This window comes from Pseudoalteromonas sp. B160 (genome assembly GCF_037162485.1).
Lineage (GTDB): Bacteria > Pseudomonadota > Gammaproteobacteria > Enterobacterales > Alteromonadaceae > Pseudoalteromonas > Pseudoalteromonas rhizosphaerae.
Genome location: NZ_JARLUX010000001.1, coordinates 853,094 through 866,394, shown reverse-complemented (window position 1 = coordinate 866,394; position 13,301 = coordinate 853,094). Strand labels below are relative to the sequence as shown.

Annotated in this window: 9 protein-coding genes and 1 pseudogene; 3 read left to right on the top strand and 7 right to left on the bottom strand. The window is 38.5% G+C overall.

The window, feature by feature from the left end; translation table 11 throughout:
* Positions 1-72 precede the first annotated feature (72 nt).
* The gene (gene folE2 / locus P4S61_RS03990) at positions 73-993 is read right to left on the bottom strand and encodes a GTP cyclohydrolase FolE2 (RefSeq protein ID WP_182732442.1); all 921 of its coding nucleotides are present in this window, start codon (positions 991-993) and stop codon (positions 73-75) included.
* Between the two features lie 213 nt (positions 994-1,206).
* On the opposite strand from folE2, the gene arcB reads away from it, so the two are divergent.
* Positions 1,207-3,531 carry an aerobic respiration two-component sensor histidine kinase ArcB gene (arcB, locus tag P4S61_RS03985; RefSeq protein WP_145237561.1) on the top strand — a complete coding sequence of 775 codons (2,325 nt, stop codon included), beginning with the start codon at positions 1,207-1,209 and terminating at the stop codon, positions 3,529-3,531.
* Positions 3,532-3,558: 27 nt separating this feature from the next.
* Here the strand turns inward: arcB and arcA are convergent, their stop codons facing one another.
* The 5 genes from arcA to trmB form a co-directional block, all read right to left on the bottom strand.
* Positions 3,559-4,275 (bottom strand): two-component system response regulator ArcA, encoded by a 717-nt coding sequence (arcA, locus tag P4S61_RS03980; protein WP_016709833.1) that lies wholly within the window; start codon positions 4,273-4,275, stop codon positions 3,559-3,561.
* A gap of 108 nt (positions 4,276-4,383) precedes the next feature.
* Positions 4,384-4,908, bottom strand: coding sequence for a YfiR family protein (locus P4S61_RS03975; RefSeq protein ID WP_145237558.1), 525 nt, complete (start codon positions 4,906-4,908; stop codon positions 4,384-4,386).
* Positions 4,905-6,530, bottom strand: coding sequence for a sensor histidine kinase (locus tag P4S61_RS03970; RefSeq protein WP_145237555.1), 1,626 nt, complete (start codon positions 6,528-6,530; stop codon positions 4,905-4,907). Before P4S61_RS03970 ends, P4S61_RS03975 begins: the two co-directional genes overlap by 4 nt.
* 147 nt (positions 6,531-6,677) lie before the next feature.
* Complete coding sequence (gene rsmC, locus P4S61_RS03965) at positions 6,678-7,703, bottom strand: 16S rRNA (guanine(1207)-N(2))-methyltransferase RsmC (RefSeq protein WP_145237552.1); 1,026 nt, start codon at positions 7,701-7,703, stop codon at positions 6,678-6,680.
* 33 nt (positions 7,704-7,736) lie between these two features.
* Positions 7,737-8,462: a tRNA (guanosine(46)-N7)-methyltransferase TrmB gene (gene trmB, locus P4S61_RS03960; RefSeq protein ID WP_337117813.1), complete on the bottom strand. Its 726-nt coding sequence runs from the start codon at positions 8,460-8,462 to the stop codon at positions 7,737-7,739.
* A 166-nt stretch (positions 8,463-8,628) separates the two neighbouring features.
* Between trmB and mutY the strand changes: the two genes are divergently transcribed.
* Both mutY and P4S61_RS03950 read left to right on the top strand, forming a co-directional pair.
* Positions 8,629-9,696, top strand: a complete 1,068-nt coding sequence (mutY, locus tag P4S61_RS03955) for an A/G-specific adenine glycosylase (RefSeq protein WP_442961543.1) — start codon at positions 8,629-8,631, stop codon at positions 9,694-9,696.
* Positions 9,697-9,726: 30 nt separating this feature from the next.
* Complete coding sequence (locus P4S61_RS03950; RefSeq protein WP_145237543.1) at positions 9,727-9,999, top strand: oxidative damage protection protein; 273 nt, start codon at positions 9,727-9,729, stop codon at positions 9,997-9,999.
* Between the two features lie 49 nt (positions 10,000-10,048).
* On the opposite strand, the pseudogene P4S61_RS03945 reads toward P4S61_RS03950, so the two are convergent.
* Positions 10,049-12,819 (bottom strand): annotated as a pseudogene (locus P4S61_RS03945) (ATP-binding protein).
* Between the last annotated feature and the right edge of the window lie 482 nt (positions 12,820-13,301).

The window sequence follows — 13,301 nt, the reverse complement described above, 5'->3', positions numbered from 1 at the left end:
AAATTGACACTATAAATTACTTAGCAATTTACGTGCCCAGTTGTAATGAAGTTACACTTTATAACAGCTAAGTTATGGCTGGTATCCGCCAGCAATTCCTTTTACTGCAATCGCTACAGCATCATGGGCATGCAGAGATTCATAATGGTTTATTTGTAACCAGTAATCGGCGTATTGTGCATCTTCTAACACGGCTTTGATTTTACGCGCAGCATCTTCACAAAACATCAGATTTTGACCATTTAAACGGGCGAATTCTTGCTCATCTTCACGCTTAACTGCCGCTTGTACAGGGGTTTTAAGCTCATCTTCAAGAGTATTGATCAAGCTTAAAATATCAAACTCACGGATGCTACTATCTAGTTTGACTTTTACATTGGCAATAGAGCGTTGAGAATGCGGTGTGGCGATTATGCCATCGGTACTGCCAAGCCAGTTGACCACTTCTTCATGGCTAAGAGTATGCTGCTGAAACTTTTCAACAAAGGCTTGTTGAATAAGTTGGCGAGCTAATGCCGCTGAGCATGGGCAAGTTGATGAGTAAGTTACATCAAGGCTTAATTCAAAACTAAGTACACCGCGGTCAATTTTTGCCACTATGGTCAACGGGTAGCTTTTCCAACCCGCTTTGCCGCTAAGGAGTGATTTTCTGCGCAGCGGTAGTTCAAACTTAAATTCAATTTTAGCTTGGTCGCTTAATCCAGTGTGACTAGAGATAAAGCTATCGAGCGCTTGTGCAATAGTTTGCGGGTTAACGTGTTGCTCAGTTGACAGGGTATCGAGCGCTAAAAATAACCGCGACATATGAATACCTTTTGCGTCTTCTTTGTGAAGATTAACAAAAGCACGAGCTTTAGCGTTGACATTAATAGGCGCAAGATCACGAGATTCAAATAAAAAAGGCAGTTCAATATCAGCCATACCAACCCAGTCTAATTTACCTGTTTGTAAGGCGGGAGCCGTATCTGCTATATCGGGCATGTTGCTTTGCATGGAAAATCTCGTTATTGGCAATTGTAAAGCGCAATATTTTACACGAAATAAATAAAAAATACGTGGTAGATGAAAATTTTCTGTTTTCGTCGCGGAACATGAAAATAGTTAATGCAAAAGTGCTAAAATCCTAACACTAGTCGTTTTTTTATAGCTGTGTAGTCAGCTGATTTTTTATATACTTATATGTATAGCTAAGAGACAGATTTATATATGATCGATTCCTCTTTGAGTCCATGGGCTCGAATACTTTCTAGTTTAATTACTCGATTTGGTGAATTCAAAACCGCAACTATTTGTTATGTCTTACTATTAGTACTGGCATTAATATTATCGTGTATGTTTTATTATGTTGCAGTAGGCGAGGTGATGCTTGTCGATGTGCTTGCCGTGATATTTTTTACTGCAGTAGTGTCGCCCATTATTATCAGTGTGTTGATCAATTCAATCCGCCAGTTAGATGCTTCCTATGCGTATTTAGATAGTGCCACTAAGCAAGAAAAATTATTAAATCAAACTTTAAAAGATAATATCAATCGCTTAAATGTAGAGATAGATGAACGTAAAATGGCATTTCATGCCAAGCACCGTGCAATCGAAGAACTCAGGCGAGAAATAGTTGAACGTAAAAAAACCCAGCAAGAGCTTGCTCAACAAGGCATGTTACTGCGCTCTATTGTTGATTCATCCCCTGATTTATTTTATTACCGTGATAACAATGGTGTTTTTGCCGGCTGTAATAAAATGTTTGAAGAGGTTATGGGGAAATCAAGTGACGAGTTAATAGGTAAAACTGCAGAGGAGATTTACCCAACGCAATTCTTACCGGAAGTATTACTAACTGATAACAAAGTCGAAAAAACTCACGCCGCTTTAACGCTTGATGTTGAATACCCTGTAGGCAATGAAAACCGTTGGTTTGAAATGCGCAAGCTCCCATTTATTAATGATGACGGTGATTACATTGGCTTATTAGCATTTGGGCGTGATATCACCAGCCGCAAAGAAGCAGCTCAAGCACTTGAAACCGCTTATAAAGACAAAGGGAAATTTATTGCCACCCTAAGTCATGAATTACGAACTCCACTCAATGGTATTGTGGGTTTAACCCGTATGTTACTAGACACCGACTTGGATAAGCAGCAACGTAGTTGGTGTAACACCGTATTTTCTAGTGCTGAAACATTAGGAAATATTTTTAATGATATTATAGATTTAGATAAGATAGATCGCGAACAACTCGATATTGTTACCGACTCAATAAACGTCTCTGATTTTATTAATGATGTGGTTAACTTTGCAGGATTGATCGCTGAGCAAAAAGACTTAGAGTTTGAAATTAAGCGCAAAGGTATGCTGGATATTTATGCGCAGCTAGATCCGACCCGATTACGCCAAGTGGTATGGAACTTAATAAATAATGCGGTTAAATTTACCCAAAAAGGTAAAGTTCAATTAGCGTGTGCTCGGGAAAATCGTGCGGATGGCGCGTGGTTAGTCATGAAAGTAACAGATACCGGGCAAGGTATTCCACAAGAGCAATTACATCGTATTTTTGATATGTATTATAAAGCGCCGGATTTAAATGGTACTAATGCGATAGGATCAGGTATTGGTTTAGCGGTCACCAAGGCTTTGGTTACAGCAATGAAAGGACAATTACATGTAAGCAGTACCGAAGGAGAGGGCAGCTGTTTTGTGGTTGAAATACCGCTGGCGCTTTGTATCGCTCCGGCTGAACAAAGTTATGTTGGCCGTAGTTTGAATATCTTGCTAGTTGAAGATGTGCCGCTTAATGCTGAAATCGCCACTAACTTACTTGAGCAACGTGGTCATGAAGTTATCTGGGCTGAAACCGGTGAAGATGCATTGTCGTTTGTTGAAACTGAGGATGATCTGGATTTAGTACTGCTAGATATGCAACTGCCAGATATTAATGGCGATGAAGTAGCAAGACAGATCCGTGCCGATAGCCATTTTGATAAGTTACCTATTGTCGCGCTTACGGCTAATGTGCGTAGCGCCGAAGAAGAGTTACAAGGGATCTCAATTCAAGGCGCATTAGCTAAACCTATCAATACCACGAAGCTTGATAAAATGCTGGCTGAACTATTTGATATTAAACATCTACAACAGTCTGATGAAACACGCCTGACGGTTAGCAAAGAAGCCAGTGAAAATATCAATGTAGAGTTACTTGATGTTGAAACCATTGAAGATTTTGTTAATTCGATGGGCATAGTAACATTTAAGCGCAGCAGCAGTTTATTTGAAAAGCTAAATCCACAGTATCAGCAAGAGTTAGCAACGTCATTAGCAGCTGGTGACCGTGAAGAGTATAAGTCTGTAGCACATAAGCTTAAAGGTGCTGCAGGTTCAGTTGGTTTAAATGATGTACAGTTACACGCTAAGACCATGGAACATGGTTCTATTGAAGAAAGTGATGAAGTATTAAAGACTTGGTTAGTAATATTGGCAGATAAAATAAATGAAGGGCAACATGCCCTTCATTTATTCTTACAGCAATTAGAACGTTAATGCTGTCATTACTTGGTAAAACAGATATTAACTATCAATTTTACCAATGAAACGATAACCTTCACCATGGATGGTGCTGATAAGCTCAGATGTGCTGTTATCACTTTCAAAATGCTTTCTGATACGACGGATCGTTACATCAACGGTACGGTCATTCGCACGTAACTCACGACCAGTCATATGCTTGATTAGTTGCTCACGACTGAAAATACGGCCCGGAGAGTCAAGCATTAGACGCAGTGCTCTGTATTCACCTTTAGGTAAACGTTTGGCATCACCATTTGGCGATGTTAAACAGCGACTATTTTCGTCAAGTTCCCAGCCATTGAATGTGATCACACCATTTGTTTCAAGGCTTGATTCTTCACCACCAAGGGCAGTACGAGAAAGCAAGTTACGAGCACGAATAGTTAATTCACGAGGATTGAACGGCTTAGTAATATAGTCGTCCGCGCCAATTTCTAGGCCTAAAATACGGTCTACATCATTATCACGACCGGTCAGGAAAATAAGTCCAACGTTACGCTTTTGACGTAATTCACGCGCTAGTATTAGCCCGTTTTTGCCTGGCAGGTTGATGTCCATAACTACAAGGTTCACATCATCATTATTTGTAAGCTTGTCATGCATGTCATCGCCATCAATGGCTTCAATAACTTTGTAACCTTCAGCTTCAAATAAACTAACGAGGTTTAGTCGAGTTACGTCTTCATCCTCTACAATCAGAATGACTGGCGTTTGCATTATTAATTAACCTTTTTCGGAATATTTTATTTACAATTAATTCGGTATTGTATTATAAAACCGAATACTAGTGATTATAGGAGTATATCCAATTGTTAACAAGTAAAATCAATTCGGATGAAATTTAGAAACAGCTAATAACCGAGATTGCACTTTAAAACTGCTGCGCAACAACTGCTGCTTATTGATATACAGTCGGATTTTATTCCCTTCTTGGACCAAAGAGACAACGCCTCCTTTTTCTAAAAAACTGATACTCTCACCAACTGTTAAGGTACTTAATGAAATGGTATCGATCCAAAGTGGAATTATATCATCTTCCATTGTTTCATCAATGTATGTGATATCACAAAAGCGAGAAAGTTCAGAAATTTGCTGTTTTTTATTAATTAATACGGTTTCAATCGGTATATCGTTAATTTTAAGATTCGAATTATCCTTTAATAGCTCACCAATCCCATGTTCAACGTCATAAAAACAAAAAGTCACAGCCTGTTTATTGTTAACTTTAGGGAACTCGACGAATTTTGCAATCTGAAATAGGAACGCCGATTTGACTTGTTCAGGGGATTTGGCCTGTAAAAAGGTAGGAAACAGCAGCATCAGAGCCAGTAATAAACCTGTTAATCTCATACTTTACTTGCCTCTGTTAATGGCAAGGTAATTATAAAGCGCGTACCTTCTATATTTTGATCATCAAAGTAAACACTGCCTCCTAAGGCTTGTGTGACTAAATTGTAAACTAAATGCATACCTAAACCACTGCCACCTTCGCCGCGCTTAGTGGTAACAAAGGGATCAAAAATGCGTTTTTTAACGCTTTTATCAACTCCGATACCATTATCGTAATAGTTGATGATCAAGCTACTTTCGTTACGTTCCACTGTGACTTCTATTTCGTTATTTTTATTATCTTTAAAGCCGTGGATTATCGAGTTACTTAATAATTGCTGTAATACCTGTTGTAGGGGACCCGCTTTACTTTCGATCATCAATTGTTCAGAACAATGAATAACGATTTTAGGAGCCTTGATCTCTAGTTCAGTACGCATAGAAAGCATTACGTTAGTTATAAGATCATGCATATTGATCAGCGAATTAAGCTCACCATCTTGGTTTACTGCTACTTTTTTAAAGCTGGATACCAGTTCCGCAGCACGATTTAAATTTCGATAGATAAGGTCTAAGTTTTCTATGCCATTGTCGATAAAGCGCTTCAATTGGTTTGAGGTTAAGGTTTTTTGCTCAAACCCTAGACTTATTTCTGCCAGTTTATCGCGAAGCAGGGTAGAACCAGTGATCCCTAAACCAATCGGTGTATTTACTTCATGTGCAACACCTGCAACCATCTGCCCTAAAGAGGCCATTTTTTCACTTTCAACAATTTGGTTTTGGTATTGATGCATTCGCTCAAGGGTTGTTAGCAACTCTTGATTTGCCTCTCGGAGTGCGATTGTACGTTGATTTACTTTTTCTTCTAGGCTTTGGTTTAACTGTTTAATTTCTTGCTTATCATTCTTATGACGCTCTATTTGATTTTGTGTGCGAGTTAGCATGATATTTAAACTATTCGAAAGCATATTGACTTCGGTAATATTAGTTTTCGGAGCTCGGGCGCTATAATTATGATTTTTCGAAACATCTTGCAGCAACGTACTTAATTGGTCAATGGGGTCGGCAATACGCTTTTGAATTCGTTTTGCGACAAAATAAACCAGTATTAAAACGAATAGCGTTAAAAGGATATCAATAAGAATTTTTTGGTTAATATAGGCGTTAAGGCGCTCTAAGCCACCACGAATATACACATAACCCTTAATATCACCTTCGTAAGTAATTGGTTTGATTAGCTCTATGTAGTCTTCAGTGATTCTAGGTTCTTGAAGTTGCTCAATACTATCAACTCGAAGTGGCACTGGTGGGGTTTTTCGTGCATTGAAACTGGTAAAAAATACTGCTTTATTTGATATTTCGTCGATTGCATAAATATGTATGTTTTTAATGAGTGGAATTTTTTCGAAAGATTTAAGGCGTTGCTCTTCGGTTTTCCTATCATCAAACAGTACACTTACTTGTGCATTAAAAGCGATTATTTCAGCGAGAATATTGAGCTTGTTGACGATTAATTGCTTTTGCTCTTTGACATCTAGGTAGGTTGAAATAGAAATAGATAACGATAAACACAAGGCAGTAACAAGCATGACTGCGCTTATCAGTGCTTTGCGAATACTTGTTGGCGATGTTGATTTAGACATTATTGTAATGAAGGCCAAGTTATTTAATTTTTATCTAGTTGCTGTAAGTCTAGCAAAGACCTATCAAAGTGACTAAAAAATATAATAACTTTGTTGAAAAGCTGCCATTTATATTATTTGGCAGCGTTTGTGAGGTTATAGCAGCAATTAACTGCTATACACTGAAAACTTATTGGTTTTGTGTACTACTTGATAACTACCGAACTGAGCTTCTAGAATTGGCGGGTATTTCAAGAAGCAGTTTGCAACAATGGTTAACTTGCCTTGCTTAGTCAAGTGCTGTTTAGCACCACTTAAAAACTGTTCAGCAACAGTATAATCAGTGGCAATACCGGTATGAAATGGTGGATTTGAAATAATAAGCTCAAATTTTCCAGTTACATTTGCTAACCCATCACTCAGTAAAGCGCTACCGTTAACACCGTTAAGTGCCAATGTTTGCGTGGTTGCATAAGCTGCAAGAGCACTAACATCCGTACAGGTAAAATTCAAAGCTGGATTTTTTAAACCTAAGAAGGTCGCAATAAGACCCGCGCCACAGCCAAAATCCAGTACATTGCCAGATTTAATTACAGGTGCATTCTCTAACAGTATTTTAGTACCGCCATCAAGTTCACCGTGATTAAATACACCAGGTACGCTGATGGCATTAAAACTAACGCCAGCAACATCAACATTAAATTGCTTATGGTAACGAGTAATAACAAACTCAGCTAAGGTTTTTATCTCGGTGAATAAATACAAAGCACAATGGCGGGCACTATCGATTTTATTGCTGTATTCACAGTGGCTACTAAATTGCTTTTCAATCGATTTCACACCACTTTTATTTTCACCAACCACCAGTAACTCAGCGTCTGGGTTGATAACCGCGCGAATATTGTCCAACGTCATCAATGCTTCAGGTTTTGCTTTTGGGTAATAATAAATAACGAGGTCAAAGTGTTGACCGGCTATCTCATGGCTAACACAAACATCAATACTGTTGATATTTTTAGCAAACTCACCATTAGCATGGTTGTAACTAAAAGCGCTGATCTTGCTGTTTGGATTTAACTGGCGCAGTTGTGACAAAAAGCCATCTTGCACAAAATTAACTACTAAAATAGAGTCCGCCATTAGGTTTGCACTATTGCGTAGTAAAAGTGAACTTGGATTAGTTAATGCGCTCATAAATGGCTTTGCCTTAAAGTTGTTTTGATTAATTTAGCTAATACGCTCGAACATTAAATCCCAAACGCCATGACCTAAACGATGGCCGCGTTGCTCAAATTTCGTCAAGGGACGTAAATCAGGACGTGGTACATAATCGTTAGTCTCAGATTGGTTTTTAAAATGCTCCGCTACTTGCATTACTTCAAGCATATGTTCAGCGTAGTTTTCCCAATCTGTTGCCATATGGAATACACCGCCAATTTTTAATTTGCTACGCAAGCTCTCTACAAATGCAGGTTGCACAATACGACGCTTATGGTGGCGTTTTTTATGCCATGGGTCAGGGAAGAATAGTTGCACCGTAGTAATGCTGCCCTCTGCAATACAATCAGCAAATACTTCAACAGCGTCATGCTCAAAAATACGTAAGTTTGTAATGCCTGCTTCATCAGCATCCATTAAACATGCGCCAACACCTGGGCGGTGTACTTCAATACCAATAAAGTTAAGGTGTGGTGCGCTCTTGGCCATTTCGACCAATGATTTACCCATGCCAAAACCAATTTCTAAAACAACGTCGTTGTCATTACCAAATACTTGGGCTAGATCAAGCATGCCTTGTTGATGTTCAAGCCCCATGGTTGGCCAGCATTTTTCAATTGCCGCAGCTTGTCCTTTGGTTAAACGACCTTCGCGCTTAACAAAACTGCGAATGGTACGAATATATTTACCTTCTTGCATCGCTTGCTCAAGGTTATCGTTACTTGAATCACTCATATATTTTGGCCTGATGAAAACAACATGTCTTAAAATGGTGGCGTATTATCCCTGACCACGGCGTTGATCACAAGGCCTTATCTTTTGTGTATGTTTATAACTTGATATTTTAACTCACTGCAATAGACTGAGCGCCATTAAGAGTCGGGTTTAAAAAGTAATTATTTTGAAGTTAAACAACAGTGAAGCAAGCTGGTTTTCTCAGCAAGTAGTCGATTGGTATGAATTACATGGGCGTAAAACCTTACCTTGGCAATTAAATAAAACACCTTACAAGGTGTGGGTGTCTGAGGTGATGTTGCAACAAACTCAGGTAGTCACAGTTATTCCTTACTTTGAAAAGTTTATGCAAAGTTTTCCAGATATTATCGCTTTAGCAAATGCAGATGAAGATCACGTGCTGCATCACTGGACCGGATTGGGCTATTATGCTCGAGCTCGCAATTTACATAAAACCGCAAAGATAATTCGAGATCAATACAAAGGTGAGTTTCCAACAACGTTAGACGAGGTTGTCGCTTTGCCAGGTATTGGGCGCTCGACTGCAAGAGCTGTTTTATCGCTTTCTCTTGGCCAACATCATCCTATATTAGATGGTAATGTAAAACGTGTGCTTGCCAGATTTTTTATGATTGAAGGTTGGTACGGAGTCAAAAAAGTTGAAAACCAATTATGGCAACTATCAGAGCAGTTAACTCCAGCAAAACAAGTGACTGAGTTTAACCAAGCAATGATGGATTTAGGAGCAAGCCTTTGCTCACGTAGCAAGTTTGACTGCCAACCTTGCCCGTTGCGTTCGCGTTGTGGAGCGTATAAGACTGAGCAGGTAAAACAGTTCCCTCATTCAAAACCTAAAAAAGCAGTGCCAAAGAAAGTGTGCCATCAATTAATTATTCAATGTAATGATCAAGTATTGATGGAAAAAAGGCCTAACTCAGGAATATGGGGCGGTTTATTTAGTTTTTTTGAATTTGAGCAAAAATCTCAGTTAGATACTTTTTTAGCGCAGCAAGGGCTTGCTGTTACAACTGTGCCAATTGAGCCTTTTACGCATATATTTTCGCACTTTGAATTAACTATTAATCCGCATGTACTCACTTTGCATAAAGTGCCTGATGTGGTGAATGAGCGACAACTAGTTTGGTACCCGTTGGACCAGTCAATAGAGGTTGGTTTAGCCGCCCCAACTAAAAAGCTAGTTAAACAAATTGCTACAATAGTTTACACTAACTGATATCGTTTCTAAGAGCACAAGAGAGCAATCATGGCACGCACTGTATTTTGTCAAAAGTTACAAAAAGAAGCCGAAGGGCTTGGTTTCCAACTTTACCCTGGTGAGTTGGGTGAAAGGATTTTTAATAATATTTCTAAAGAAGCATTTGCACAGTGGCAGCACAAGCAAACAATGCTGATCAATGAAAAACATTTAAATATGATGGACCCAGAGCATCGTACTTTTCTAGAAGAGCAAATGGTTGGCTTTTTGTTCGAAGATAAAGATGTAGAAATCGAAGGCTACCGTCCGCCAGAAAAATAATTTTCACATGCGAATAAAAAGGGCAATAAGCCCTTTTTTACTGCTTGAATTAAATCAGATCATCTTGCTCTTGGGCATTACTAACTTGTTCTTTTAAAAACTGCGCAACACGGGAGTACTCAATCTCTAAATTGTCACGCAGTTCAATTAGTTGATCACTGGTTAAGTCTTGTTCTTTACAGTTATCTTCAAAGTCAGCAGCTAGCTCAGCTACTTTTTCTGCGCCAATTGTTTTTGATATAGATTTAAGTTGGTGGCAAGCTGCAATTATTATTTCTTTATCACTGGTCATTACCCCTGTGTTAATGTCTTTAGCTAACGTATGGCTTTGCTCTAAGTACATTTTAAAGAATCGTAACTGCTTTGCTTCATCATTGTTTATGTATTTAGCGAGCATTTCAAAGTTAATTGGTGCTGACGGCTTATTAGGAGAAGCCGTAATCGGTCCTTGCTTGCTTTCACTCCAACTATTAAGAGTTGCCTCTAGCGTATTTAATTCAACTGGTTTAGTAATGAAATCGTTAATGCCAGCATTTAAACAGCGTTCTTTTTCACCCTTTAAGGCATTTGCTGTTATTGCAATAACATAAGGCTGAGCGTTGATGTCTTCAAGTTGTGCAGCTTCGTCGCGAATTTTTTCAACCATGTCGTAACCTGACATTTTAGGCATATGTAAATCAGTTAAAATTAACGGGTAACGGCCGCTTTGCCACATTTTTAAACCTTGCTCGCCGTTATCAGCAACTTCAACGCCAAACCCAAGTAAATGTAGTTGATCGGTAAGTACTTGTTGATTCAAAACATTGTCTTCAACAAGTAGCACGAGTTTGTTTTCTTCACGTGCTTGTTCAATATTTAAATAATTATTAAGGGTTTTAACAGGTTTAACTTGTTTTGGTGTATGCAGCCCCGCAGCAACCAATAACGACATCATAAAGTTTGACTTACACAATGGTGACGCATTGAGATAGAAGATGTTTTTATGATTTATTGCGGCTTCATCTAATTTACTAAGTACGATCACCTGTTGGTTATTATCTTCAAGGGTGTACAGTAAACGGCGTAATAAGTAATTAATGCTATCCATTGAATCGATCCCATCAAGCAACCAGATAACGCCAGGGTTATCTTGAGATTGTTCAATTTCTTGCACCGTTTGCGCCGTAATTGTGTTTGCCCCCATAAATGATAAATAACGAGAAAGCGTTTGTTTTCTGCTTTGATGCTCAGTGATGAGTATTACAGAATGATCTTTCAACGCACCTTTATGGGCATACTTTATGGTGTTTTCAGTACTAAATGGCAATTCCACCACAAAGTCACTACCAATACCTATATCGCTGGTAACACTAATGGACCCTAACATTAACTCGGTTAAACTTTTACAAATAGATAAACCTAGGCCTGTGCCACCGTACTCACGGGTAATTGATCCTTCAGCTTGAATAAATGGATTGAATATTTCACGCAGTTGAGCTTGGCTCATACCTTTACCATTGTCGCTGACGCTAAAACGCAGAGTAAAATGGTCAGCAGTATTTTGTGCCACTTCTACAGCAATGCGTACCTGACCTAGACGATTTTCATCGGTGCTAGTAAATTTAATTGCATTACTACATAAGTTATAAAGTACTTGGCGAACGCGAACAGTATCACCAATTAAATTAACTGGTATATCAGGTGCTATAGCTAGCTCTAAATCAAGCTGACGTTTTTTTGCAACCGATGATAATACTCTGGCAACTTCCTCAATAGTATCCGAGACCGAAAAAGGAGTTGGGTCGATATTTAGTTTACCCGCTTCAATTTTCGAAAAATCTAAAATATCATCCAGAATCCCCAATAGTGAAAAGGCTGATTCACGAATAATTGTACTTAGGCGATGCTGAGCGCCATTGAGATCTGTTTGTCTTAGTAAATCAATGGTGCCAATAACGCCATTCATTGGGGTGCGTATTTCATGGCTCATAGTTGCTAAAAACGTGGTTTTGGCTTCGCTAGCTTGCTCAGCTCTATGGCTCGCTTTTTCAAGCGCTAAAGTGCGGTTTTGCACTTCAGTTTCCAGACTGCTTTGCAGTTTTTGCAAATCTTTTTGGGCTACGTCATTACTATTGATAGCATCTTGTACTTGCTGTAATAGTTGATTGATATTTTTAGCTACAACGCCAAGGCCGATATCTAATTGTTCGTCGATATGTGTATTGTAACTGCCAGATTTAGTGATGCTCTCTAATTCATGTGCAAGAGTGTCACTACTTTTGCGGATCCGCGTATTAAGATAAACGTTAAAAAACAGCGCTAGTAAAAATAAACTTACTCCAGCAACTCCTGCAATAGCCAATGCAAGCACGATGGAATAATTTGGCAGTAGAGGGGGGCAGTGATTTTTTGTTTAATGATTAATTCACCAACGGGTTGATCATTTAAATTTAATTGATGATGGATAATACCTTGCTCAGCTAAATGTTGATCAAGTTTTAGCGGTGCAATTGCTGGTTTATTACTGGCAAAAACCAATTGTGTTTGAGCAGTAGGTGTATATCTATATAAGTAGTAATCAAATTGATTATTTAGCGAAGCGCTTAAATTTAGTAGTTGAGTGGCATTATCTTGTCCTGTTCGAGTCAATGCATTAACCAAAGGTGTGTCTAATTGCTCAGCTAACGTTATTAAGCTTAGTGAACTTGGTGGTGCTTTTGAGTCTTCAGTGTTACTAGGGTAAAAAGAATAAGCAACCACAGCGAGTGCTGTTACGGCTAAGTTTATTAGTATAAAAAGAGGTAACAGCCCTTTTACAGGAGAAGAAAATTTACTCTGCATTTATTATCCAACTTAATCTATTATCAACCGCAATCTAAACAGTCGCTTGTGTACTGGAAATCAATCCTACCATTTACCAGAAATAATTCACTACGTTTTTAGTGCTGTTGTTTACAAGGAGCCTAAATTAATAGACAGTTACGTTAAACTACAAACAGCTGTTGTAATAAACAGCGTTTTTTACGTTTATTAAACAGTTTGTTGAAAAACCGTGCAAACAGTTATAAAGAATAAAAAAAAGTTGACTTGAAAGGGCAAAACCAGTTTAATACGCCGCACACGCAGATAGCTCAGTCAGTAGAGCTAAGCGGAAAGTGTATAAAAACACTTTATAATTTTTTATTAAAACTGAAATTGCCCAGATAGCTCAGTCAGTAGAGTTAAGTGGGGATTGTATTGAAAATCCTTTGTGATTTTTTATTAAAACTGAAATCGCCCAGATAGCTAAGTCAGTAGAGCTAAGTGGGAATTGCATTGAAAAT